Annotated in this window: 27 protein-coding genes; 15 read left to right on the top strand and 12 right to left on the bottom strand. The window is 66.2% G+C overall.

What is annotated here, in order from left to right; translation table 11 throughout:
• Positions 1-81: 81 nt before the first annotated feature.
• From L2D00_09750 to argE, 3 genes are all read left to right on the top strand, one after another.
• Positions 82-2010 (top strand): prolyl oligopeptidase family serine peptidase, encoded by a 1929-nt coding sequence (locus L2D00_09750; GenBank protein WBQ12125.1) that lies wholly within the window; start codon positions 82-84, stop codon positions 2008-2010.
• Positions 2011-2159: 149 nt separating this feature from the next.
• Positions 2160-2888 carry an FKBP-type peptidyl-prolyl cis-trans isomerase gene (locus L2D00_09755; protein WBQ14504.1) on the top strand — a complete coding sequence of 243 codons (729 nt, stop codon included), beginning with the start codon at positions 2160-2162 and terminating at the stop codon, positions 2886-2888.
• Between the two features lie 19 nt (positions 2889-2907).
• Positions 2908-4065 (top strand): acetylornithine deacetylase, encoded by a 1158-nt coding sequence (argE, locus tag L2D00_09760; protein WBQ12126.1) that lies wholly within the window; start codon positions 2908-2910, stop codon positions 4063-4065.
• A gap of 18 nt (positions 4066-4083) precedes the next feature.
• Here the strand turns inward: argE and L2D00_09765 are convergent, their stop codons facing one another.
• Positions 4084-4449 (bottom strand): aspartate 1-decarboxylase, encoded by a 366-nt coding sequence (locus L2D00_09765; GenBank protein ID WBQ12127.1) that lies wholly within the window; start codon positions 4447-4449, stop codon positions 4084-4086.
• A 191-nt stretch (positions 4450-4640) separates the two neighbouring features.
• Between L2D00_09765 and L2D00_09770 the strand changes: the two genes are divergently transcribed.
• From L2D00_09770 to L2D00_09790, 5 genes are all read left to right on the top strand, one after another.
• Positions 4641-5540 (top strand): D-amino acid aminotransferase, encoded by a 900-nt coding sequence (locus L2D00_09770; protein ID WBQ12128.1) that lies wholly within the window; start codon positions 4641-4643, stop codon positions 5538-5540.
• A 2-nt stretch (positions 5541-5542) separates the two neighbouring features.
• Complete coding sequence (locus L2D00_09775; protein WBQ12129.1) at positions 5543-6265, top strand: HAD family hydrolase; 723 nt, start codon at positions 5543-5545, stop codon at positions 6263-6265.
• Between the two features lie 183 nt (positions 6266-6448).
• Positions 6449-6709, top strand: a complete 261-nt coding sequence (locus L2D00_09780) for a hypothetical protein (protein ID WBQ12130.1) — start codon at positions 6449-6451, stop codon at positions 6707-6709.
• Between the two features lie 75 nt (positions 6710-6784).
• A complete protein-coding gene (locus L2D00_09785; protein ID WBQ12131.1) occupies positions 6785-7393 on the top strand; it encodes a GrpB family protein in 609 nt (202 codons plus the stop codon).
• The gene (locus L2D00_09790; GenBank protein ID WBQ12132.1) at positions 7393-8277 is read left to right on the top strand and encodes an S-methyl-5'-thioadenosine phosphorylase; all 885 of its coding nucleotides are present in this window, start codon (positions 7393-7395) and stop codon (positions 8275-8277) included. The genes L2D00_09785 and L2D00_09790 overlap by 1 nt, the downstream gene beginning before the upstream one ends.
• 4 nt (positions 8278-8281) lie before the next feature.
• On the opposite strand, the gene L2D00_09795 is transcribed toward L2D00_09790, so the two are convergent.
• From L2D00_09795 to L2D00_09825, 7 genes are all read right to left on the bottom strand, one after another.
• A complete protein-coding gene (locus tag L2D00_09795; GenBank protein ID WBQ12133.1) occupies positions 8282-9502 on the bottom strand; it encodes an ABC transporter permease in 1221 nt (406 codons plus the stop codon).
• Positions 9499-10206: an ATP-binding cassette domain-containing protein gene (locus L2D00_09800; GenBank protein ID WBQ12134.1), complete on the bottom strand. Its 708-nt coding sequence runs from the start codon at positions 10204-10206 to the stop codon at positions 9499-9501. The genes L2D00_09795 and L2D00_09800 overlap by 4 nt, the downstream gene beginning before the upstream one ends.
• A complete protein-coding gene (locus L2D00_09805; protein ID WBQ12135.1) occupies positions 10203-11348 on the bottom strand; it encodes an efflux RND transporter periplasmic adaptor subunit in 1146 nt (381 codons plus the stop codon). The genes L2D00_09800 and L2D00_09805 overlap by 4 nt, the downstream gene beginning before the upstream one ends.
• 165 nt (positions 11349-11513) lie before the next feature.
• Positions 11514-12134, bottom strand: coding sequence for a hypothetical protein (locus L2D00_09810; GenBank protein ID WBQ12136.1), 621 nt, complete (start codon positions 12132-12134; stop codon positions 11514-11516).
• A gap of 253 nt (positions 12135-12387) precedes the next feature.
• Positions 12388-13206 carry an SDR family oxidoreductase gene (locus L2D00_09815; GenBank protein ID WBQ12137.1) on the bottom strand — a complete coding sequence of 273 codons (819 nt, stop codon included), beginning with the start codon at positions 13204-13206 and terminating at the stop codon, positions 12388-12390.
• A 40-nt stretch (positions 13207-13246) separates the two neighbouring features.
• Complete coding sequence (locus L2D00_09820; GenBank protein ID WBQ12138.1) at positions 13247-14095, bottom strand: tetratricopeptide repeat protein; 849 nt, start codon at positions 14093-14095, stop codon at positions 13247-13249.
• 171 nt (positions 14096-14266) lie between these two features.
• Entirely contained in the window at positions 14267-14437 is a 171-nt protein-coding gene (locus L2D00_09825; GenBank protein ID WBQ12139.1) for a DUF465 domain-containing protein, read from the bottom strand.
• 104 nt (positions 14438-14541) lie between these two features.
• Between L2D00_09825 and L2D00_09830 the strand changes: the two genes are divergently transcribed.
• The 5 genes from L2D00_09830 to L2D00_09850 all read left to right on the top strand — a co-directional run bounded on the left by L2D00_09830 (position 14542) and on the right by L2D00_09850 (position 17122).
• Positions 14542-15153 carry a UbiX family flavin prenyltransferase gene (locus L2D00_09830; protein ID WBQ12140.1) on the top strand — a complete coding sequence of 204 codons (612 nt, stop codon included), beginning with the start codon at positions 14542-14544 and terminating at the stop codon, positions 15151-15153.
• Positions 15150-15638: a TIGR02444 family protein gene (locus L2D00_09835; protein WBQ12141.1), complete on the top strand. Its 489-nt coding sequence runs from the start codon at positions 15150-15152 to the stop codon at positions 15636-15638. Before L2D00_09830 ends, L2D00_09835 begins: the two co-directional genes overlap by 4 nt.
• Before the next feature lie 32 nt (positions 15639-15670).
• Positions 15671-15991, top strand: coding sequence for a YdcH family protein (locus L2D00_09840; GenBank protein ID WBQ12142.1), 321 nt, complete (start codon positions 15671-15673; stop codon positions 15989-15991).
• A gap of 114 nt (positions 15992-16105) precedes the next feature.
• On the top strand, positions 16106-16300 hold the full coding sequence (locus tag L2D00_09845) for a hypothetical protein (protein ID WBQ12143.1): 195 nt from the start codon (positions 16106-16108) through the stop codon (positions 16298-16300).
• 204 nt (positions 16301-16504) lie between these two features.
• Positions 16505-17122, top strand: a complete 618-nt coding sequence (locus L2D00_09850; GenBank protein ID WBQ12144.1) for a class I SAM-dependent methyltransferase — start codon at positions 16505-16507, stop codon at positions 17120-17122.
• 65 nt (positions 17123-17187) lie between these two features.
• Here the strand turns inward: L2D00_09850 and L2D00_09855 are convergent, their stop codons facing one another.
• Complete coding sequence (locus tag L2D00_09855) at positions 17188-18375, bottom strand: hydroxymethylglutaryl-CoA reductase (GenBank protein ID WBQ12145.1); 1188 nt, start codon at positions 18373-18375, stop codon at positions 17188-17190.
• The gene (locus tag L2D00_09860; protein ID WBQ12146.1) at positions 18375-19094 is read right to left on the bottom strand and encodes an NAD-dependent deacylase; all 720 of its coding nucleotides are present in this window, start codon (positions 19092-19094) and stop codon (positions 18375-18377) included. Before L2D00_09860 ends, L2D00_09855 begins: the two co-directional genes overlap by 1 nt.
• Positions 19095-19237: 143 nt before the next feature.
• On the opposite strand from L2D00_09860, the gene L2D00_09865 reads away from it, so the two are divergent.
• On the top strand, positions 19238-19963 hold the full coding sequence (locus L2D00_09865; protein ID WBQ12147.1) for a GGDEF domain-containing protein: 726 nt from the start codon (positions 19238-19240) through the stop codon (positions 19961-19963).
• 55 nt (positions 19964-20018) lie between these two features.
• On the opposite strand, the gene galU is transcribed toward L2D00_09865, so the two are convergent.
• Positions 20019-20903: a UTP--glucose-1-phosphate uridylyltransferase GalU gene (galU, locus tag L2D00_09870; protein ID WBQ12148.1), complete on the bottom strand. Its 885-nt coding sequence runs from the start codon at positions 20901-20903 to the stop codon at positions 20019-20021.
• A gap of 173 nt (positions 20904-21076) precedes the next feature.
• On the opposite strand from galU, the gene L2D00_09875 reads away from it, so the two are divergent.
• Positions 21077-23239, top strand: coding sequence for an AGE family epimerase/isomerase (locus L2D00_09875; GenBank protein WBQ12149.1), 2163 nt, complete (start codon positions 21077-21079; stop codon positions 23237-23239).
• A 3-nt stretch (positions 23240-23242) separates the two neighbouring features.
• On the opposite strand, the gene L2D00_09880 is transcribed toward L2D00_09875, so the two are convergent.
• Entirely contained in the window at positions 23243-24547 is a 1305-nt protein-coding gene (locus L2D00_09880) for a UDP-glucose/GDP-mannose dehydrogenase family protein (protein ID WBQ12150.1), read from the bottom strand.
• Between the last annotated feature and the right edge of the window lie 78 nt (positions 24548-24625).

The following is a 24625-nucleotide window of genomic DNA, read 5'->3' on the forward strand; positions in this document are numbered from 1 at the left end:
ACCGGCCGCATCACTCAGGTTCGTATAGCGGCACGAGTTTTTGGTGCCCGCGCGCCCGCACGCCAATCCAAGGAGACCGATATGAAGCTTCTCACCACGGCAGGGCTCGCCGCCCTTATGGCCCTGAGCGCGCCAGCGCTGGCGCTGGCCCAGGTGCCTGAACGCGTCACGCGCGGCAATCTGGTGATGGAGAACATCCCGGAGATCCCGGGCAGCGTGCGTGAGCGCCTGCGTCAGTACCAGAATGTGCGCAGCGCCGGGTTTTCGGACTTTGCGCCCGATGGCGGCGTGTACATCGTCACGCGCTTTGGCGAGACCAACCAGATCCACCACGTGGCGTCGCCCATGGGCATGCGCCGCCAGGTGACCTTCTATGACGAGCGCACCAGCGGCGCGAGCGTCCGCCCCGACGGCTCGGGCCAGTTCGTGTTCTCACGCGATGTGGGCGGCGACGAGTTTTTCCAGGGCTTCCTGTTTGATCCCGAAACCGCACGCTCGGTCCAGTTCACCCGCGACGAGACCCGCAATCAGGGCTTCACCTGGGCACCGGACGGCACCTTCATGGCGTTCGCCTCGACCACCTGGGACAATCCCGACTACACGATCTTCACCGGCAACCCGGCGGACCCCGCCTCGGTGCGTGAAGTATATACGGGCGAAGGCGCGATCTCGCCGCGCGACATCTCGCCTGACGGCGCGCGCATGGTGATCGGGCGCTATATCTCCATCAACGAGACGCGGCTGCAGCTGCTGGACATCGCCAGCGGCGAGGTCACGCCCATCAATCCCGATGTGACCGCATCCTATGGCGCGATCAGCTTCTCGGCCGATGGCGGGAGCCTGTTCGTGGTCAGCGATGAGGGCTCTGAGTTCCGGCGCATCCTCGAAATCAATCTCGCCGACAATTCGCAGCGCGTGGTCGCCGAGCATGACTGGGACGTCCAGGCCATGGATCTGTCCCCGGACGGATCCCTGATCGCCTATACGATCAATGCCGGCGGGATTTCCGAGCTGCACATCATCGAGGCGGCCACGGGCAATGCGCGCCCGGCGCCCGACCTGCCTGTGGGCATTATCGGCGGCGTCAGCTTCAGCCCGGATGGATCGCGCATCGGCTTCAGCCACAGCTCGGCCGGGTCGCCGGGCGATGCCTGGACCTATGAACTGGCCAGCGGTGATCTGACCCGCTGGACCCAGTCGGAAGTCGGCGGGCTCGACACCTCGCGCTTTGAGGCGCCGGAACTGGTCCATTATGACAGCTTTGACGGGCTGGAGATTCCGGTCTTCGTCCACCGCCCCGCAGGCGACGGCCCGCACCCGGTGATCATCTCCATCCATGGCGGACCGGAAAGCCAGTCGCGCCCCGGCTTCAACGCCAACTTCCAGTACTGGATCCATGAGCTAGGCGCCGCTGTCCTGGTGCCCAACGTGCGCGGCTCGTCGGGCTATGGCAATGAGTTCGTCAATCTGGACAATGTGCTCAATCGCGAGGACTCGGTGCGCGATATCGGCGCGCTGATCGACTGGGCTGCAGCCCAGCCGGAATTCGACGCCGACCGGATCGTGGTCTATGGCGGCTCCTATGGCGGCTACATGGTGCTGGCCAGCCTGATGCATTATTCCGACCGGCTCGCGGGCGGCATCAATATCGTGGGCATCTCCAATTTCGTGACCTTCCTGGAGAACACGGCCGGATATCGTCAGGATCTGCGCCGCGCCGAATATGGCGATGAACGCGACCCCGAAGTGCGCGCCTTCCTGGAGAGCATCTCGCCGGCCAATCACGCCAGCCGCATCACCGCGCCGCTCTTCATCATCCAGGGTGCCAATGATCCGCGCGTGCCGCTGTCGGAGGCCGAACAGATCCTGGCCGCCGTGCGCGAGGCCGGGGGCGATCCCTGGTATCTGGTGGCGCTGGATGAAGGCCACGGTTTTGCCAAACAGTCCAATCGCGATTTCCAGCGCGAAGCCGAGACGATGTTCCTGACCGAAATTCTCGGTCTGGAGTAATCTTCGGACCCTGAAACGGACGATCAGGCCCCGGCGCACCTGCGCCGGGGCCTTTTCAGTCGCCCGATCTGCCAAACCGGGTGCCGGTGCGGCCCGAAACACACTAGATTGGCCTGATCGGCCACGGTTTTACGAGGATCTGACCCATGATGCGCGCCCTTGCCCCTGCTCTCGCCACCCTGTTCGTGCTTGCCGCCTGCGGTGAGCCGACTGCCTCCGGCCCCGCGTCCGACCCTGCTCCGGCAGAGCCCGCGCAGGGTGAACCGGGCGATCTCACCGGTGACGAGCAGGACGTGGCCGACATCCTGGCCGCCTTCGTGGATAATCAGGACGCCGCCGGGATCGACCCCGGGATCGCGGCCATTGTCGGCGAGGCGCGCGCGTGTGATCGCGCGGGGCGTGACGATGCGCTGTTCGCGGTACCGGAGCGGACGTCTGACCAGAACACCAGCCAGTACAACACGGCCGTGTCGACCGCCTTCCTCGAGGCCAATAGCGCCAACCCGTGCGTCTTCACCCTGCCCTCGGGCCTCCAGTTCCGCATTGATCAGGCTGTGGACCAGGCCCCGTCTCTCGCCCGTCCCGGCGAGCGGGTACAGGTGCACTATGAGGGCCAGCTGATTGACGGCACGGTGTTTGATTCGTCCTTTCAGCGCGGCGCCCCGGCGGTGTTTCCTTCCGACCGCCTGATTGCCGGCTGGGTCGAAGCCTTGCCCTTGATGAATCTGGGTGAACAATGGACGCTGTTCATCCCGGCGAACCTCGCCTATGGGGCAGACGGGACGCGCGGCGGGCCGATCGGCCCCAACCAGGCGCTGGTCTTCCGCCTCGCCTTGCTCGGCCTGCCCGATCAGGGCGTGTCGGCCGGAACGCCCTGATCGCAGCAGGACCGATGTGATGACGGCACCCAGAAGCGCGCGCGACTGGCTCACAGAGCTGGTGGCATTCGACACCACATCGCGCCATTCCAACCTGGCGCTGATTGACCATGTGGAGGCGTATCTGTCCGGGCTGGGCGCGCGCTGCGACCGCGTCCCAAGCGCTGACGGCAGCAAAGCCAATCTCCACGCCGTGATCGGGCCGGACCTGGATGGCGGTGTCGTGTTGTCAGGTCACACGGACGTGGTGCCGGTGGACGGGCAGGCCTGGTCCAGCGATCCCTGGGCCCTGATCGAGCGCGAAGGCCGGCTCTACGGGCGCGGGTCCTGTGACATGAAGGGCTTCATCGCCTGTGCCCTGGCCGCTGCGCCTGACTTTGCGCGCGCGAACCTGAAGCGGCCCATCCATTTTGCGCTGTCCCATGACGAAGAGGTGGGGTGCCTGGGTGCCCCGGCCATGATCGCGCGCATCGCCGCCAGCCATCCGCGCCCGTCCTGCGTGATCGTGGGCGAACCCACCGAGATGCAGGTGGTGAGCGGGCACAAGGGCCTCTACTCGGTGCGTGTGGAGCTGACCGGCAAGGAAGCCCATTCCAGCCTGGTGGAGAGCGGCGCCTGCGCGGTGACCCATGCTGCCGGGCTGATGCACTGGCTGACGCAGGAAGCCGCGCGCCTCAAGGCCGCGGCGCCCGCCGACAGCCCGTTTGATCCGCCCTATGGCACACTGACCATCGGACGCATGGGCGGCGGCTCTGCCGTGAATATCCTGGCGCGCGACGCCTGGTTTGAAGCGCTGATGCGTCCGGCCCCCTGGGATGACGGACCGGGCCTGGGCCGGCGGCTGATGGAGCAGGCGCGCATCGTGGAAGCCGAGATGCGCCGCACCGCGCCCGAAGCGCGCGTCACTGTCACCGTGATGTCAGACGTGCCGCCGCTGCGTCCTGAAGAGATGGGCGAGGCCGAAGCGCTGGCGCGCGCCATCACCGGCGATAACGCGCCGCGCGTGGTCGCCTATGGCACTGAGGGCGGGCAGTTTCAGGAGGCGGGCTTCTCCACCGTCATCTGCGGGCCTGGCTCCATCGCCCAGGCCCACCAGCCCGACGAGTTCATCTTGGCCAGCGAACTGGACGCGTGCATGGCGTTTCTGAAAAAGCTCGAGCAGCGCCTGTCGGCTTGAGGCGCGTCCGGTCTGCGCTCAGGCCGCCTTGGGCGGATTGACCACATCATTGCGCTCGTCCAGCAGCACCACAGTAGGCTGATAGACGCGCGCGGCCTCGGCATCCATGCCAGCATAGGCCACCACGATGATGCGGTCACCGGGCTGGGCGAGACGCGCAGCCGCGCCATTGATCCCGAAGGTCTTGGACCCGCGCGGCGCGGTGATGGCGTAGGTGGTGAAACGCAGGCCGTTATTGATGTTGAGCACATCCACCTGCTCGTGCGGCAGGATGCCGGCGGCCTCGAGCAGATCGGCGTCGATGGAGATCGAGCCTTCGTAATGCAGATCGGCCTGGGTCACCACGGCGCGGTGAAGCTTGGCTTTCATCATGGTGAGCTGCATGGCGTTTGCTCCTTGCACACGGCCCGCCCCGCTCGGCTGCCGCACTCATTTTGTGCAGCGCATATAGCGCGTCCGGCGCGCCAGTGCATCCCCCTGCATGTGGAAAGCGTCACATGAATCGCGCGCCACCGCTTGGCCTGCGCCCCCGGCGCTGGCTAGGCTGACAGCCCGTTTCGGCAGGAGCGCCGCCCATGACCCAGCCCGTCACCACCCACCAGGCCGAAGAGGATGCGCGCAATGAGCAGATCCTGATCTGGCTCAATGGCGCACTCAAACCAAAGGCCGAGGCGCTGGTCAGCGTCTATGACAGCGGCTTCATGCTCGGCGACGGAGTGTGGGAAGGCTTGCGCCTCTATAACGGGCGCTGGGCATTCCTGGACGAGCATCTGGACCGCCTGTTCGAGGCGGCGCGCGCCATCGATCTCGACATCGGCCGCACGAAGGCGGACCTCGCCGCGGCGCTGGAGCAGACCCGCGCAGCCAACGAAATGGTCCATGACGCACACGCACGCCTTATGGTGACACGCGGGGTCAAGACACGACCCTTCCAGCACCCGTCCTTGTCCCGTCAGGGGCCCACTCTTGTCATCATCATGGAACATTCGCGACCGGCCATTCCGCGCCCTGTGCGCCTCGCCACCGTCCCGCATATGCGCGGCCTGCCCATGACCCAGGACCCCAAGCTCAACTCCCACTCCAAGCTGAACTGCATTCTGGCCTGCATTGCTGCAGAAAAGGCGGGGGCAGACGAAGCGCTGATGCTGGATGTACACGGGTTCGTAAATACAACTAACGCCTGCAATTTCTTCATTGTGCGCATGGGTGAAGTCTGGACCTCCACCGGGGACTACTGCATGAACGGGATTACACGGCGCAAAGTAATCGAGTTGTGCCGCGCCAACGCCATTCCTGTATTTGAGCGCAATTTCTCTCTGGTGGACTGCTACGGTGCGGACGAAGCTTTCCTGACCGGCACGTTCGGCGCCCAGACCCCGGTGGGCGTGATTGACGGGCGGGTGATCGGAGCCGGCGATGCTGGCCCGGTCACAACCCGAATCCGCGAGCTGTACAAACAACTTGTCGGAGTTTGACCATGCGCCTCGCCATGTGGTCCGGACCGCGCAATCTCTCCACCGCGCTGATGTATGCATTCGCCTCGCGGGCCGATTGCGCGGTCGTCGACGAACCGTTCTACGCCGCCTATCTCGCCCGCACCGGGCTGGACCACCCGATGCAGGATGCTGTGATCGCGGCGGGCGAGACCGAGCCTGAGGCCGTCATCGCGCGCCTCACGGGCCCCGTCCCCGGCGGCAAACCGATTTATTATCAAAAGCATATGTGCCACCACATGCTGGACGGGTTTGACCGGGACTGGATAAGCGCCTGCGCCAATGTCTTCCTGATCCGCCACCCCGCACGCGTGGCCGCCAGCTTTGATGCGCGCCATGAAAATCCCACTCTCAATGATCTGGGCGTGCCCCAGCAGAACGCGCTCTTTGACGAGGTGACCGCGCGCGGTCTTCCCGCCCTTGTCATCGACAGCGCCGACATCAGGACAAATCCGAGGGCGGCCCTGTCGGCGCTGTGCGCAGCCCTGGGCCTTGAGTTCGACCCGGCCATGCTGAGCTGGCCCAAAGGCGGGCGCCCCGAGGACGGCGTCTGGGCGGCGCACTGGTATGCGGCGGTGCACGCCAGTACCGGGTTCGCAGGCCCGGAAGGCGAATTGCCTGTCCTGCCGTCGCGTCTGCAGGCTGTCGCGGACGCGGCGATGGACGCCTATCAGCGTCTGCACGCCCTGCGCCTTATGCCCGGTTGACGTGGATGTGCAGGAGGCAGTGACCCTGCCACCGCGCCCGCCACGACGCAAACCAGCCCGAAGGGACCGCTGCGACATCCTGCCGCAGGCAACCGCCAGCCAGGACTACTTCCACACCCGCCAGACAGAGCGCATCTGTAGTGAGGCCGGACCATTACCGGTCTTTCTTGAGGTGTTCTTTCAATGACTGAAATCCCTGTGCGCGCCCAAGGTCGCGCGAGCCTTGCCGACGCGATCGCCGCAGCGGCTGGTGCCCTGTTCGTCGGCATATGCCTCTTCTGCGCTGCCGGTGCTTTGGTCTGGGCCGTATGCTTCATGGCCGGCCTGCCCATGATCGTGATCGGCGCCGCCGAAGTGATCACCGCTGTCCTGTGTCTGGCCGTTGTGTGGCTGCTGTTCCGCGCCGGGCTCAGATACGCGGCCAGCGGGTTCGCAAGCGGCTGACGCCGCCCCGTTCCGAAGGGGCGCAAATTGGGCTAGTCAAAGCACTTCTCTGCCGCCCAGCCCCCGGACGCGATCATGAAAAAGGACCCTGTCGACGTCACGCCGCCCGATCCGGCCTGGGTCGACGAAGGGTATGAGTGGGCCGAACGGGTGGCCGGTGCCCTGCGCGCGCTGGCGCTGCGGGTCGATCATGTCGGCTCCACCGCCGTGCCGGGCCTGCCCGCCAAGAACGTGATCGATATCCAGGCGCTGGTGTTCCGGCTGGATGAGCCCGAAGCGATCGTCGCGGCGATGACCGGGGCGGGCTTCCGTCATGCGCCGGACAATACCGGCGACACGCCCCATGCCGACGCCGCACCGGTGCTGGGCGAGGATGACTGGCGCAAGCTCTATTTCCGCGAGCCCAAGGGATCGCGCCGGGTGCATGTGCATGTGCGCCGCAATGGCGCAGCTGCGGCGCGGCGCACCTTTCTGATGCGCGATTATCTGCGGGCAGACGCCGCCGCCCGGCGCGACTATGGCGCGTTCAAGCTGGCGCTGGCGGAGAAAACCAGGAAGGACAGGGCCGCCTATCAGGCGATCAAAAGCCCGTTTATCGAGACCGTCATGCGCGCGGCGGAAGGCTGGGCCGAGCTCAGCCGTTGGCAGACCAGCGCGCCCGACGCCTATTGGAGGAGCGAGTGATGGCGGAGCGCTATGTGCTGGGCGTGATCGGCGGGTCGGGGCTGTACGCGCTCGACGGCCTGACCGAAATGCGCACGACGCGGGTGGAAACGCCCTGGGGGGCGCCGTCCGGGGCTCTGGTACGTGCACGCCTGGAAGGCCTCGACATTGTTTTCATGCCCCGCCATGGCGAGGGTCACGCCGTGCCGCCCAGCGCCATCAATTACCGCGCCAATATCGATGCGCTCAAGCGTGCGGGCGTCACCGACCTCCTGTCCCTGTCCGCCTGCGGCTCGCTGCAGGAACACCTCGAGCCGGGGCATTTCGTGGTGGTGGACCAGTATGTCGACCGGACGTTTGCGCGCCAGAAGAGCTTTTTCGGCGCCGGCTGCGTGGCCCATGTCGCCATGGCCGACCCGGTGTGCGCGCGCCTGTCAGGCCTGGCCGCCGACGCGGCGCAAGCTGCTGGCGTAGCGCATGTGCAGCGCCGCGGAACCTATCTCGCCATGGAGGGTCCGCAGTTTTCCACCCGGGCCGAAAGCGCGCTTTACCGGTCCTGGGGCCTCGATGTGATCGGCATGACCAACATGCCCGAAGCCAAGCTCGCCCGCGAGGCCGAGCTGCCTTATGCCAGCGTGTGCATGGTCACCGATTATGATTGCTGGCGCGCGCCGGACGCCGATGTCGCGATTAGCGAAATCCTCAAAGTCATGGCCGCCAATACCCACCATGCCCACGCCATGCTGCGCGCGCTGGCGGCCAATCTGGCCGGTCAGACACGCACGCCGTCACCGCAAGGCATTGAGCGCACGCTGGACCACGCCATCATCACCCCGCCCTCGCACCGCGATCCCGTGCTGGTCGCCAAGCTCGACGCCGTCGCCGGCCGTGTGCTCAGGCCCTGACGGCCTATCCCCGGGCGCTGAGCGCAGGCGATCCTGATGCTGCCCGGCGGGCCGGCGGGAGGCTTGCAGCGAGGCCGGTCAGCGTGCCTGCTGCGAAAGTAAGCGCGATCACGCCCGGATTGAGATCGAAGGGGAAGCGCGCGAATGTGCGTGCCAGCGTGGCACCTGCCACCACCAGTGCGGCTCCCGCCGCCGAAGCGGCGAGGCCAATGATCAACCCCTCGATCAGCACCTGGGCGGTGATCAGGCGACCGGTCGCGCCGCTCATCATCTGCAACGCAATCTCGCGCCGGCGCATGTCGACCGCCGCATTGGCCGCCGCGGCATAGCCGGTCAGCGCGACAGCGACGGTCACGACGGCGATCGTGATCAATAGCCGCGCGATCAGATCGCGCTGACGTTCCAGCGCCCGGGTGGGGGCGGCCGGGTCAGCGAATTCGAACGGGGAGACATGGGCCTGGGGCACGCCATGGGTTCGCCTGAGCGTCTGGTCGGCGGTCATCAGCGCCGCCCTGCGGCGGGTCTCAGGGGTCAGGACGATGGTCAGCTGGCTGACTTCATTAGGCCCGGCCGCGCCAAAAGCATCGGCGGTTTCAAAATAGCGCGCGGCGGCCGTAAACGGTGCGAACACGCTCTGGCGATAGCGCTCGGCAAGCTGGTTCTCCGCCTCCGCGAACACGCCGACGACCTCACAAGATATGCCATTGATGCGGATCGCCTCGCCGACAGCCGCGTCGTTGCGGAACAGCTGGCGCGCGGCGCCGGCGCCCAGGACGCACAGCCGGTCAGCACCTTGCGTTTCAGCCAGGGTCAGGGCGCGCCCCGCCTCCAGAGGCATGTCGGCCTCGCGCCGGTAATCGCCCAGCACGCCGCGCACCGGAAGATTCGCCTGTTCACGCCCGTAGCGCACATCGCCCGTGGCGGATCGCCAGGCGGCCCAGGCCTCGATGGAGGCACCCAGCGCCTCCTGCAGGCGGGGAATGTCGGCCAGGCGCGGCGGGCCGAAGCGGTCGTCCAGAAAGGCATTCTCGGTGATCACCAGCGAGCGCGCATAGGCACCGAAAGTCATCCTCTCCATCTCCCGGGCATAGCCGGACATCACCCCTGCCGCCACGGCGACGCCCGCCGCCCCGCCACCCAGCGTGGCGATGAGCAGCGCCGCCCGCGAGGGCTTGCTGAACGCCGCCCACATGGCGAGGCGCAACACCGCCAGCAAACGGTTCACGAGACCGGCTCCGGGGCAACGACCCGGCCATGAGCGAGCGCCACCGTGCGGGTGGCGCGTTCGAGCACGATTGGGTCATGGCTGGCCGCAATAACACAGGCTCCGACCGCTGCCGCCCGTGCGAGCCGGTCGATAACGGCATTGGCGGTTTCAGCGTCGAGCGATGCGGTCGGTTCATCGGCGATGATCAGGCGCGGCTCCAGCGACAAAGCGCGGGCAAGTCCGACGCGCATGCGCTCGCCGCCTGACAGGGCGCCCACCCGGCGCTCGGCCTTGTCCGCAAGGCCGACATCGCCAAGCGCCCGCAGGGCGATCTCCCGCGCGCGCCGGGCGGACAAGCCCGCATAAAAGGCCGGGAGACAGACATTGCTGATCGCCGTCATGTTCTCGATCAGGCCGGCATCCTGCAGCACATAGCCAAGCGCACCGCGCCGGGTCAGCGCCAGCTTGCGGTCGGAATACCCGCTGGTGTCCTTGCCCAAAAACACGATACGTCCGCTCGTCGGGCGATCCAGCAGGCCCAGCAGGTTCAACAGCGTCGTCTTGCCCGAACCCGAGCGGCCGCGCAGGGCGCAGACCTCACCGCGATGAAAGGCAAGATCCGCGTCGAGCAGGGCGGGTACAGCCGCGTTCGCGCGCCCGTAGACGCGCCCGGCTCCGATCGCCTGCAAAACCGGCTCGCCTGAGCCGTGAGCGCGGATCATGTCCCGAGCTCATCGACGATCACTTCGTCGCCGGGCTGAAGCCCGCCCTCTTCCTCAATCACCTCGATATAGTCATCGTCCTGCGCGCCCACGCGGATCAACACGGCCTCGGGGCCGTCCGGTGCGGCGCGGAAAACCCGCCTTTTCCTCTCGCGCAGCAAATAGCCGAAATCCATTCCCATCAGGGAGGCGCGCCGAAGGCTTGGGTCCTCCGGCAGGGGGCCCAGGGCCGCCTCCCGTCTGTCAATTGCTTCTTGCGGCAGTTCAGGCATGAAATTCTCGGGCGTGTAATACAGGGCGGCCACCGGGAGGCGCATGACCGTACTGGCTTCGCCCCTGACAAATTCGACGCTGGCTGTCATGCCCGGCAGAAGGGTGATCGGTTCGCGATTGGCGCGCACAAGCACGGTGTAGCTGACGAAACGTCCCACGCGTACCGGCGCGCGCCGGATGTCCTCGATCACACCGCCCAGCGTCCAGGTGGGAAAGGCGTCGACCTTGAACCGGACCTCCATGTCGCGATCAATCCGTCCGATATCGGCTTCAGACACCTGGGCCTCGATCATGATGTCAGACAGATCGGTCGCCACGATAAACAGGGTCGGCGCGCTCTGGACCGCGTTGACGGCCTGTCCCACCTCTATTCGGCGGTCGAGCACAAAGCCTGTCACCGGCGAGCGGATTTCAGTGCGGGCCAGATCAATGCCGGCCTGTTCGACCCGCCGCTCGGCCAGGTCCACATTGGCGTTTGCGCGCTGAAAGGCCGCTTCCAGGCGCTCCACCACGAAAATCTGATCGCGCCGGGGCGCCTGCGCGCCAGTTCCGCGTTCGGCCAGTTGCGTTAAACGGTTGAGGTCTTCGCGCGCGGAGGCGAGGTCCGCCGCCGCCGCGCGCGCGTCCGCCCGGGCGATCTCCAGCTGGGCCCCCGCCTGCTGCAGGGCCGACTGGAAGGGCGACGGGTCAATGCGCGCGAGAAGATCGCCTTCGGCCACAGGATCGTTGAAGTCGGCGTGGATTTCGAGGATGCGTCCGCTGATTTCCGCCCCGACTTCGACTTCCGAGGCCGCGCGCAGTGTTCCGACAGCCGGCACGATGGCGCGAATATCGCCGATGTCGACGGTGGCGGTTTCGTATCGCGACATCGACACGGTCTGAGGCGGTCTATCCCCGCTCAGCTCCCCGCAGGCCGTGGTAATCGACCCCACCACGAACACCAGGAGAATCCGGCAGCACCTCATGATCCACCCAGCAGCATTCAGGTTGAAACGTCCGCCGCTCAGCACGCTACAGGAGACGAAATGCTGCCGCTAGTCCCGAACATTGACCAGAACCAATTCTCCTGCGCCGGGCCTGAATTCGCGGACCCACCAGCCATATTGGGGTGCGTAATCCTTGAACGTCTCGCTACGCCGAACCTGCGCCTCTCCAGATGTGCCAATATGCTCGGAGAACCGGTCAATGCGCACCCTGTGCACGAGGACGCTCTCCCCACGGATTTCCAGGCTTGTGCAGCCCTCATGGGAAATCGTGTAGGCGTCAGACAGCAAGGTTTCTTCTCCCTCGCGCCGAAGACGCAGGGTTACCGGCAGTTCGACGGTTTCACCGGCCTCCAGAACCATGACAGCGGCGAGCGCGGCGGTGCCGTATTCGTAGGAAATGTTGTAGCCAGCCGATGCTCGCGGAAGCTGTTCCGGAAGGATCGCATAGCGAAAATTCGTATGCCATGTCCCAGAGCCGGCCCCGGGACGCGTGCTTGAGAAGCGTTCTGAAACGCGCCAGCTTCCCGGACCCGCCTGCGCGACCTGATAGCGTGTCTGAGACCCCACAGGCTGACCGTCGGGCCGACGGTACTCATATACATACTCACGATGGGCGGGATTCAGCCGCGCAAGATCCAAACTTTCGCAGTTCAACCACAGATCAAGCATGGGCGCAATCTCTCTCCCTACCGCCTCATGGGAGTGAGCCTAGCAGTACCGGCACCTGAGGCTGCCAGGCCACCCCGGTCAAAGTGTACGCTCTGATTGCTGTCCCAGATCAGTCACGACGATCCGGATCAGCAATTATAGCGTGCCGAAAATCAGCCCTTCGTCCAGCAAAAATGCGTTATGCACGAATAAAATTTCATCAAAGCGATCAGGCTGAAGGCCATCAGGTTGCGCACACGGGATGGTCCGACCCTCAATCCTCATAATCTTCCGGTCGCGTCACGTAGTTGAGCGCCAGGCGGCCGCCGTCGGGGTAGAGGCACTGGCCGGTCATGTAGCTGGAATCGCGTGAGGCGAGAAACCAGGCGACGCCGGCGATCTCGTCGGGGTCGCCGATGCGGTTGAGGGGCGTGCGCGAGAGGATGCGCTTCATGGCGGTGCGGTCTTCCATCACCGATTTGAGGATGTCGGTGTTCACCGAGCCCGGCCCGATGGCGTTGACCCGCACGCCCCAGGGTGCCAGCGCCAGCGCCATGGATTTCGTCAGCTGGTTGAGCGCGCCCTTGGCGGTGCAATAGGCAAGCTGGGTGGGAATGGCCACCACGGCGTTGACCGAGGACATGTTGATGATGGCGTAGCGCCGGCGGCACTCGTCGGCGCGGGTCTGCTCCTCCTCGATCTGCTCGACCATCTGACGCGCGGCGGCGCGCGCCACCAGGAAGGCGCCGCGCAGATTGACGCCCATCACCCGGTCGAAATCCTCCAGCTCCAGATCCAGGATGTCGCCGGCGGATATGATCGCAGCGTTGTTGACCAGCACGTCCACCCGGCCGAAGGCCGAGCGCGTCTCGGCCATGAGGTTATTGACCGCCAGCGTGTCGGACACGTCGCACTGGACGAAGATCGCGCGCTCCTTGCCGGCGCCCAGCTCGTCGGCCAGCACCTCGCCGGCCAGATCATCCACATCGGCGATGACGACCCGCAGGCCCTCTTCGGCAAAGCGGCGGGCGCAAGCGGCGCCAATGCCATTGGCGGCTCCGGTGACGATGGCGACGCGGTCAGACGCGGGCATGGCGATACCTCATTGTGGGCGGATGGGGGACGGGCGGCGCTCAGGGCTCGCGGGTGCGCTCAAAGTCGGCGGTGATCTCGCGGCTCACCGGGTCCAGCTCATGGGCGCGGGCATAGAGATCACGCGCCTCGTCCAGGCGGCCCAGCTGCTCCAGCGCCGCGGCGCGCGAATGGGTGATGGCACCGCTGTCGGGGCGCGCCTCCAGCGCGGCGTCACAGGTGGGCAGTGCGTCGCCCGCGCGCCCGGCCTTGACCAGCGCCCAGCACAACGCGTTGAGCGCGCTGGCGTCCTGCGGGGCGATACTGACCGCGTCCAGTGCATCCGCGAGGGCCTCCTCGTGCCGGCCAAGCTCGGCGAACGCCGCCGAACGCCCCGCCAGCGCGCCGATATCCTCCGGCACCAGCGCCAGCGCTGCATCAAACGAGGCTGCCGCCGCCTCGGCCTGTCCGGTCTCCAGCTGCGCCGAACCGGCAAGCATGCGGGTCAGCGGGTCGCGTGGCCAGCCCGCCAGGGCAATCTCCAGATCGTCCAGCGCCGCCTCGGGCCGCCCCAGCTGCAGATAGGCCATCGCCCGGTTACGGCGCACGACCGGGTGGCTGGAATCACTTGTATGGGTCTCCAGCAGCGCCAGGATCTGGGCGTAGCTCACCAGCGCCGCCTCGGGCCGCTCCAGCGCCATCTGCGCGGCGGCCAGACCCATGCGCAGCTCGCCCTCGTATTCCCAGTCATGTGTGCGCGCCGCGAGGCAGGCCTCAAAGGCACGCTCGGCCTCGGCATAGCGGGCACCATCCAGATGGGCCGGGCCGGTGCCGCACGGGTCATCGCTAACGGCGGGAGCGCAGGCGGCGAGGCCGGTCAAGAGACTAAGGAGAAGGCTGATGCGCGGCATCGGGATCCTGGCGCTGAACGGGCGGTCGCAAGGTCGTGCAGCATGGGGCGCACGCCCGGGCGGGGCAATGGGCGAATGCGGCGCACTACATGAAAAACGGGGCGGACGCTGATGCGTCCGCCCCGTCATGCCCGGCTTGAAACCGGGTGCGTCATTGCGTCTCGCGCCGTCTCATTGGCGTCGCCGGAGTCGCGCTATCTCTTCTTTGAGCTTGAGTTTCTGTTTCTTGAGGGTGGCGAGTTGAAGCGTGTCGGCAGAAGGATGTTTGAGGGTTTCCTCGATCCGGGTGTCCAATTGGGTATGACGGGCATCCAGTTCCTTGATACGCGCTTCAGTGGCCATAGGTGCCTCCTTGGCTGGTTGGGAGTAGAGTGAACCATCAAAACGGGGGCGATGGCAATTCACGAATTGCTCCGCATCCCTGACAAACTGACGCAAGGTGAAGCATGAGTAACCAGCCGCGCCTGGTGGTGGGCATATCGGGCGCCTCGGGCGTCGTTTACGCGCTGCGGGCGCTTGAAGCCCTGCGTGAGCTGGGCGTGGAGAGTCATGTGGTGGCCAGCAAGGCCGCTGAAATGACCCTGTCCTACGAGACCGGGCTGGCCCCGTCAGTCCTGCGCGAGCGGGCCGACCATCTCTATAAAATGCCTGATGTGGGGGCGCCGATCGCATCGGGATCGTTCCGCACGCTGGGTATGCTGGTTGCGCCGTGCTCGGTGCGCACCATGAGCGAGATCGCCACCGGCGTGACGTCCAGCCTGCTGACCCGCGCTGCGGATGTGGCGCTCAAAGAGCGCCGCCGCCTGGTGCTGATGGTGCGCGAAACGCCGTTTCATCTGGGCCATCTGCGCACCATGGTGCAGCTGACCGAGATGGGCGCGATCATCATGCCGCCTCTCCCCGCCTTCTACGCCAAGCCCGAAACGCTCGATGACATGGTGGACCAGTCAGTGGGCCGCGCGCTGGATCTGTTCGGGCTGGACTGGACGCCGACACGGCGCTGGGGCGAGGACATCAAGGAAGGTGCCCGCCCCGCCGCGCGCACCCGCAAGCCATGAGCCCTGCCCCGGCAAGATTCTGGGATTTCTCACTCGCGGTCTATCCCGCCGCAGGGGTCAAGCCCGCCTGCCTTGCGCTTCAGGCGGCAGGGCTGGACGTGAATCTGGCGCTCTGGATCGCCTGGCACGGGGCTCATGACCGCGATGCGCGCCCGGCGCTGGACGCCGCCCTCGCCCTGTCAGCAGACTGGAGCACGCGGGTGGTCAAGCCGCTGCGCGCCGCGCGCGACGCCCTGAAAACCGCACCGGATTATGTGAGCCGCGATGCCGCCGGTGCCCTGCGCAATGCGATCCTCAGCGCGGAGCTCGAGGCCGAACGGCTTGAGCAGCTGGCGCTGGAAGCCGTCGGAGGCACGGTGCGCGGCGAAGGAAGCCGGCGTGCGCTCACTGTGGCAAGCCTGGAGCGATACACCGCCCGGCTTGGTGCGCAGACACCGGTCGAGCCCTTCGTCGAATCCGTTTTCGGCGCGCTCGAAAAGGTGTAATATCGGCTCACCTTGAATGGATCGTCCCTTGCGTGGGAGCTTGGCGAGCGGCCGGTCCTGACCATCTTGACCCACTTGATCTGGCGCGCCTGCAGCCTGTGGCGCGGCGCACAACCAACATTCTGGAGGCAGCGATCAGCGCCATGGACGGGGAAGTTGACGAGCTGGTTCTGAGCCAGCGCCTGGAAGCCCTGCGCAGCGAGCACCGCGCACTGGATGATGAAGTGCGCGCCCTGACCATGTGCGGGGTGGTCGATCAGCTGAAAATCATGCGCCTGAAACGGCGCAAGCTATCGCTCAAAGACGAGATTTTCCGGCTCGAGGACATCCTCAATCCGGACATCATCGCCTGAATCTGTAGCAGGGAACGCTGACAGCGGCCTCAGGTCACGCTCTAAATAAAGTCCAGACACTGCGGCGAAACGCACGCTGGCGCGAAAAGCCAATCACCAAGCAGGAGAGCAATCATGGGCCCCCTGAACATAGGACTCTTGGTTATCACTGTCTATTTCATTATCTTGTTCAGCACTGCTTTTTTCCAAACAAACAGCATCAGAGTCAACGCAGCGCAGGCGCTCGGCGATTGCGGGCAAGGCAAGGTGCAACGCGTTGATCAAGATGGCTATCGCTGCTTTGAAACGCCGGCCGGGGCGCGCCGTTGATCTCTCGGCACTGAGGCTCTGTGCATTGCGAGCGATATTATGCCGGGCAGCTCCTGCCTTTGCACGCCCTCGCCTTTAAAGGCTGATTTGAATTATAAACTATTTTAATTGAAATATAAGTTAAGTATTTCGATCAATTTTGCAGCACGCCAGAAATCCGCTATAAGCATTCACTCAATTTATGCCGAACAAGGAGCGCTCCCGATGGCTGCCACATCCCGAAATCCCATCCTAGACCGGATTTATAATCTTCAGGGCGGGCCGGACGAATGCCGCGATGCCTATAAAGACTGGGCTCAATCCTATGATGAGGACACGGTTGAGGGCATGGGTTATGTGGCACCCAGGGTGACGGCGGATAAGATCGCCAGCCTGTTGCAGCCCGATGCGGTGATTCTGGATGCGGGCTGCGGGACGGGTCTGGCCGGCGAGGCGCTGGCCGAACGCGGCTTCACGACCATTGACGGCATGGATATCTCGCCGGACATGCTGGCGGTGGCCCGCGGAAAGGGTGTCTACCGCACGCTTCAGACCGAAGACATGACCCGGCCCCTATCCTACGAAACAAACACTTATGACGCCGTCGTCTGCGTGGGCACGTTCACGCACGCCCATGTCGGGCCCAAGGGGTTTGACGAGCTGGTGCGGATAACCCGGCCCGGCGGACCCATCGTCGCGACGGTCCATGAGGAGGTCTGGGGCGATGGCTATGAAGCCCATTTCGCCAGGCTGGAGGCGGACGGCGCGGCCAGGCTGGCGGGGATAGAGGACGCGCCCTACCACCTCAACAAGTGCAAGCTGGTGACTCTGGGCGTGACGTAAACGCGTCCTCATGTGACGTTGACGGGCCTCTAGAGGTCGCCGGCGCGCCTCCATGTGTCATACGGCTAGCGATTGCGTCCGAGCTTTTCGTGGCTCTCCACCCAGTCGCCGGCCACCACAGCGCCGGCCAGCGAGACCTCCCCGGCCAGAACCGTGGCGGCGCAGATTTCGATGAAGCGCCCGACCTTGCCCTGGCCCCGGCAGCCGAGAATGTCGAGGCACTCGGACTGGGTCGGCAGGCCGGTGCCGCCGCCGAAAGTGGCGACGATCAGGGCCGGCAGGGTGATGGACCAGTAATAGGTCTGACCGTCATCTTCCAGGCGCACATAGGTCATGGCGGCGTGGCTCTCGGCCACATTGGCGGCGTCCTGGCCGGTAGCGATGAACAGGGCGGCCAGGGCATTGGCCGCATGCATGCCGTTATTGGCCGATCCTGCCATCACGGACCCGGCAAAGGAGTTGAGGCGGGCGCGGAACAGGTCCGCGGCACCGGTCCCGACCCGCTCGCGCAGCAGGGCATCGGGGATGCGCGCCTCGGCGACCACCCGGGCGCCGCGCGAGTGCAGCACATTGAGCTGGGAGTGCTTCTTGTCGGTATCCATGGCACCCGACAGGGTATAGCGCGCGCCGCCGGGATGGTGCGCCGCGATCCAGCGGCAGGCAGCATCGGCCGCCTTGCCGGACATGTTCTGGCCGGCTGCGTCGCCCGTTTCGAAATTGAAGCGCAGATGCAGCATGGGCCCCACGGCATAGCGTTCGATGTGGGACAGCGTCGCCACCGAGCTCGTGGCTTCCGCCGCGGCTCGGATCTCGTCCATATGGGCCTGGACCCAGGCGGCGAAATCGCGGGCGCTGCGGGCGTCGTCGAAATGGAACACCGGGGCGCGCTGCATGTAGCGCTCCACAAGGGTGGTTTTCACCCCGCCAGCCTCGGACAGAATGCGCATGCCGCGATTATAGCTTGCCACCAGAGTGCCCTCGGACGTGGCCAGAGGCACGTAGACATGTTCGTCGGCGACGTGTTCACCGCGTATCAGCAAGGGCCCGGCAAGGCCGATGGGAATTTGCGCGGTGCCGATGAAGTTCTCGATATTGCCGCGCGTCACCGCCGGATCGAAGCTGTAGGCGCCCACATGGGTGAGAGCTGCGCCGGTGCGCGCCTCGATGAAGGCGCGGCGCTCATCCGCCGCCTCGCGCGTATGGTCATCGTCCTTGCGCCGGGGCACCGGCATGCGCGTGTCATTGGGTATCATCAGCCTGCCTCCAGCCCGCCCAGCCAGGCGGGCACGACTTGTGTTGCCGGTCCATAGTGATGCTCGTCAAACATCGCGCTGACCTCACCCGGTTCCAGGGAGAGCTCCACAGTCCAGGCCCCGGCGGCCCTGGCCTCCTGCACGAAGCCGGCGGCGGGCCAGACCGTGCCGGACGTGCCGATGGCGACGAACAGGTCCACGGTCTCCAGCGCCGCGTAGATCCGGTCCATGGCCAGCGGCATTTCGCCGAACCAGACCACGTGCGGGCGCAGGGTCCCGGCCGCGCCGCAGGACGGGCAGGCGCGCGCCACCGTCAGCGGCGCGCGATCGGTAAACAGATGGCCGCACGCCGTGCACCGGGTTTTCAATAGCTCGCCATGCATATGCAGGAGGGTCGCCGAGCCGGCCTGTTCGTGCAGATCATCGATATTCTGGGTGACCAGCAGAAACGCGCCCCGTCCGTCCATCATCCAAGCCTGTTCCAGCCCGGCCAGAGCGAGATGGGCGCCGTTGGGCCTGGCCGCCAGCAAATTGGCGCGCCGGGCCGAGTAGAAGTCCAGCACCGCGTCCGGATCGGCGGCGTAACCTTCGGGCGTGGCGAGTTTCATGGGATCAAACTTCGCCCAGATGCCGCCGGTGTCGCGAAACGTGCCGAGCCCGCTTTCCGCGCTGATTCCGGCACCGGTGAGGATGACAATGTTGCGCGCAGGCCTGATCATGCGGTCAAGGGTGGCCGGGCCGGGCGCGCCCTGTCCAGCGCTTTTGCAGGGGCGGGTTCGGGCGGCCGGGTTTGGTGAACCCTTTCTTTACCGCACGCGCGCGACAGTGCGCCTCAAACGCCCTCGATACAGGGGAAGGCCTCATGCGTATCCGTCCAGGCGACCCGCCCGGGACAGCCGCAGTTCGGCGCGAGCCGTCGTCAGCGGCGCGCGGCCCGGGCACGCCGGCCGCGTCCGCCACTCCCGCCCGCGTGCCGGACAGCGCCTCCATCATGGGCGTGCCGGAAGCGGAACTGACCCCCAATGTCCAGCGCGCACTCCTGTCCCTGATGGGCGAGGTGGACCAGCTGCGCCGCGAGACCGAGGCTCTGCGCGTCAAGGTGCGCGATCTGGAGAATCTGGCCGACCGTGACGTCTTCCTGCCCGTGCTGAACCGGCGCGCCTTTCTGCGTGAGGTGTCCCGGGCGCTGGCCCTGGCCGAGCGTCACGATGCGCCGTCCTCTTTGATCTATCTGGATCTCAATGGCTTCAAGGCGATCAACGACACCCACGGCCACGCCGCCGGCGATGCGGCCCTGCGGGCCGTGGCCGACCTGATCGCGGCGCATGTGCGCGAGACCGATGCGGTGGGGCGCCTGGGCGGTGACGAGTTCGGCATCGTGCTCACCCTCACCCCGGCCGCTGCCGCGGAGCGCAAGGCCCGTGAGCTGGTCGAGACACTGGAAACCACGCCCATCGTGCATGACGGTCAGCAGTTTCAGGTCGGTGCCGCCTGGGGCGTGCGGGCGCTGGAGGCTGGCGTGGACGTCAATACCGCCATGGCCGAGGCCGACGCGGCCATGTATGCCCGCAAGATGGGGACAGCCTAGCAGGCGGCCTGTCTCAGCCCGCCATCCATGGCTTGCTCAACGGGCGAACGGCGCCTCAGCGAGCCGCATCAAGCAGCTCCTGGAGAATGACACGCGCTTGCGCGCCATACTCAGGGTCAGCCAGCGCCATCGCCGCGCTGGCGCGCAGATAGCCGGTCTTGGAGCCGGTATCAAACACCTCGCCAGTAAAGGGCAAAGCGTGGAACGGGCTGGTCACCATCAGGGTCTGCATGGCGTCGGTGAGCTGGATTTCCCCACCGGCACCCGGGGTCTGGCGCGACAAGAGGGCGAAAATCTCCGGCTGGAGGATATAGCGTCCGGAAATCATCAGATTGGAGGGGGCCGCGTCCACGGCGGGCTTCTCGACCATGCCGCGCATCTCGATCAATGTGCCCTTGCGGGCACCCGGATCAATGATCCCGTAGCTCGACACCTCGTCGCGCGGAACCTCCTGCACCGAAATGAGATTGCCGCCGACCTGGCCGTAGGCCTGCGTCATTTCCGCCAGGCACGCCGGCTCGGAGCGCATGATCATGTCGGGCAGAAGCACCGCAAACGGTTCGTCGCCGACCAGCTCGCGCGCGCACCACACCGCATGGCCCAGCCCCAGCGGCGCCTGCTGGCGCACGAAGCTGCACGCGCCGGCGGCTGGCAGATCGGCGCGCAGGGCCTGGAGCAGTCCGGTCTTGCCCTTGGCCTCCAGCGTGGCCTCAAGCTCGTAGGCGATGTCGAAATAGTCCTCGATGGCCCCTTTATTGCGCCCGGTGACAAAGATGAAATGTTCAATCCCCGCCGCGCGCGCCTCTTCGACCACATAGTGCAGCGCCGGGCGGTCAAACACCGGCAGCATTTCCTTCGGGATGACCTTTGTGGCCGGCAGAACGCGCGTGCCCAGACCCGCCACCGGCAGCACAGCCTTTCGTACAGGTTTGATCGTCATGAGCTGCCAGCCTTTCCCGATTGCGTCCCTCGCGCCGGTCTAGCCCGCGATCCGGGCGCACGCAACATCGATCCCGGCTGTGCTTTCCTTCATATCGCCCCTTTCAAGAATGGCCGGGCTCAAACTAGAACGCCGGTAGCATCAGACGGCGCAGACCGTGGGGTTGATCAAGCATGACGACGGTGCGTCCGTTCATTCTCTGCGGCGGGTCCGGGACACGGCTGTGGCCGGTGTCCACGCCGGAACGTCCCAAGCAGTTTCACGCCCTGTCCGGCGCGCGCAGCATGATCGCTGAAACTGCCGCCCGCATGCCTGCCCGCATCGGCACCATCGCCGTTGCCCCGGCGGCCGCTGTGGCCGGCGCCCGCTGGCGGGCCGAGCTGGGCACCCATTTGCCGGGCAGCGCCATGGTGCTGGAGCCCGTTGCGCGCAATTCCGGTCCGGCGGTGGCGGCGGCAGCCCTGTGCGCGGACGCTGACGACCTGGTGCTGATCCTGCCCGCTGATCATCACATCGCCGATGTGCCTGCGTTCCACGAAGCGCTGGAGCGCGGCGTCGAAGCCGCCGGTGACGGCGCGCTGGTGACGTTCGGCATTCGCCCCGATCATGCCGCGACCGGCTATGGATATATCGAGCTGGCCTCAGCCGAAGCGGCCAGGGCGCGCTTCACCCCGGCGCAGGCCTTTGTCGAGAAACCCGTCCGCGCCGTCGCGCAGGCCTATCTCGAGGGCGGGCGTCATGTCTGGAATGCCGGCATTTTCATGTTCCGCGCCAGCGCCATGATCGCCGCGCTGGAGGGCCACGCGCCCGGCATCCTGTCCGCCGTGCGCGCTGCCATGCCCGCCACCGGACCGCTGACGGCGATGGAAGCCCGGGCGCTGACCCATGACGCGTTTGCCGCTGCGCCCTCCATCTCCATCGACTACGCCATCATGGAGAAAGCCGAGCATATGCATGTGGTCCCTGTGTCCATGGGCTGGAGTGATCTGGGCGATTTCCGCGCGCTCAAGGCGCTGCACAGCACAGGCCCGGGCAGCGTCCTGATCGGCCCGGCCGCCGAAGACAACGGATCAGGCAATTTCATCTTGTCCACCGGCCCGCGCGTGGCCGTCCGGGGCCTGTCGGGCATTGCGGTGGCCGCGAGCCCGGACGGCGTGCTGGTGACGGCGCTCGATCAGGCCGCCGAGATGCACAGCGCGGTGGAAACGGCCAGCCGGAGCTATGCCCCCAATCTCAACCCGGCCCTGGCGGCGCGGGCGCGCCACTGGGTGTATGAGCACATGCTGCCCGGCTGGGCACAATCGGGCTGGGATCCGGTCCATGGCGGGTTTGTCGAGAGCCTGACGCGGGCGGGCGCACCCAATCTGGCCCAGCCGCGCCGGGGCCGGGTGGCACCGCGCCAGGTGTTCACCTTTGCCACAGCTTTGATGATGGGCTGGGACCGCGACGGGGCGGCCAGCCGCCGGGTCGATCAGGGGCTGGATTATCTTGATGGCCCGGCGCGGTCGCCGCACGGGGGCTGGGCGCATGGGCTGGACGGATCGGGTGGTGTGTGCGACCCGCGCCGCGATCTGTATGACCATGCTTTCGTGGCACTGGGGGCCGCACGCGCCTTCCAGGCGACGGGCGACGCCCGCGCCGAACGCATTGTGCGCGAGGCCTTCACGGTTATTGATACGGCGCTGCACGCAGGCGGACCCGGCTGGGCCAGTCCGGAAACCGCGCCGGGTGTGAAACAATCCAATCCCCACATGCATCTGCTGGAAGCCAGCCTGGTCTGGTTCGAGGCCAGCGGCGATCCCGATGCCCGCGCCCGTATCGACACGCTCGCCTGGCTGTTCGAAGCGTTCATGTTCGATCCCGCCACCGGTGCCGTGGGCGAGGACTATGACGCGGACTGGACACCGCTGGAGGATGCCGCCCGCGCGCGCATCGTGCCGGGTCATTGCTATGAGTGGGCCTGGCTGTTGGCAGAGGTGCAGCGCCTGACGGCCCGTGACACCGCCAGCTGGTCGCGGCGGCTGATCCGGTTTGCCGACACGCACGGGCGCGGCCCGGACGGGTTCTCGCTGGACGCCATCACGGCCGATGGCGCGCCCCTTCTGGCGACGTGCCGGACCTGGCCGCAGCTCGAGCGCATCCGTGCCCACCTGCGCTTTCCCGAGACAGCGGCACCGGGCGAGGCTGAACACGAGCTCGGCGTGTTCATGGACACCTATATCGATGAGACCAGTTTTGCCTGGTGCGACCGGCGCGAAGCGGACGGGCGCATGCCCATGGACTGCCTGCCCGCGTCCATGCCCTATCACTTCATGACCGGGCTGGCCCGATTCTAGGGCTCAGGGCCGCCCCACGCTGACATAGCGCAAGCCGCGCGCGGCGGTTTCGGCCGGATCGTAGATATTGCGCAGGTCCACGATCAGCGGTTCTTTCAGGGCGGATTTGAGCCGGCCGAAATCCAGCGCGCGGAACTCGTTCCATTCGGTGAGAATGACCAGCAGGTCCGCCCCGTCTGCGCATTGATAGGGCCCGGTGACGAAGTCCACGTTTTCAAGCAGCTTTTCGGCTTCCTCGATACCGGCCGGATCAAAGGCGCGCACGCGCGCGCCGGCCGCCTGCAGGGCCGGGATGATGTCCAGGCTGGGTGCCTCGCGCATGTCATCGGTGTTCGGCTTGAAGGTCAGGCCGAGCACGGCAATGGTCTTGCCCGCCACCGAGCCGCCCGCTGCGGCGATGATTTTGCCGGCCATGGCCTGTTTGCGGCGGTCATTGATCTCCACCACGGTCTCGATCAGGCGCACCGGCGCACCGGCTTCCTGGGCGGTACGCACCAGAGCCAGGGTGTCCTTGGGAAAGCACGAACCGCCATAGCCCGGTCCGGCATGGAGGAATTTCGAACCGATCCGGTTGTCCAGACCGATGCCGCGCGCAACCTCCTGAACATTGGCGCCGACCTGTTCGCACAGATCCGCCATCTCGTTGATGAAGGTGATCTTCATGGCCAGGAAGGCGTTGGCGGCGTATTTGATCAGCTCCGAGGTGCGCCGCGTGGTGAACACGATGGGCGTCTCGTTGAGAAAAAGCGGCCGGTACAGCTCGCGCATGCGGGCTGTGGCGCGCTCGTCTTCGGTGCCCACCACCACGCGGTCGGGCCGCTTGAAATCATCGATCGCCGCGCCTTCGCGCAGGAATTCGGGGTTCGACACCACAGCGAAATCGCCGTCGGGACGCGCCTTGCGGATCACCGCCTCCACTTCATCGCCGGTCCCCACCGGCACGGTGGATTTGTTCACCACCACCGTGAATCCGTCCATGACGCCCGCGACTTCCTCGGCGGCGGCATAGACATAGGAGAGATCGGCATGGCCGTCGCCGCGCCGCGAGGGCGTGCCCACGGCGATGAAGACCACATCGGCCTGGCGCACGGCCTCGGTCAGGTCGGTGGCGAAATCCAGCCGGCCTTCGCGCACATTGCGCTCCACCAGCATGTCGAGTCCCGGCTCATAGATCGGCACCCCGCCCTTGCGCAGAAGGGCGATCTTCTCCTCATTCTTGTCGATACAGGTCACATGGTGGCCGAAATCGGCGAAACAGGCCCCCGACACCAGGCCGACATACCCGGTTCCGATCATCGCGACACGCATGGGCGCTCCTCTCCCTGCACAGACAACTGGGGCCGGTTTGTAACCGGGCTGGCAGGCATACCAGCGGGCCGGAGCAAG

Source organism: Hyphomonadaceae bacterium BL14, assembly GCA_027627705.1.
Taxonomy (GTDB): domain Bacteria; phylum Pseudomonadota; class Alphaproteobacteria; order Caulobacterales; family Maricaulaceae; genus Oceanicaulis.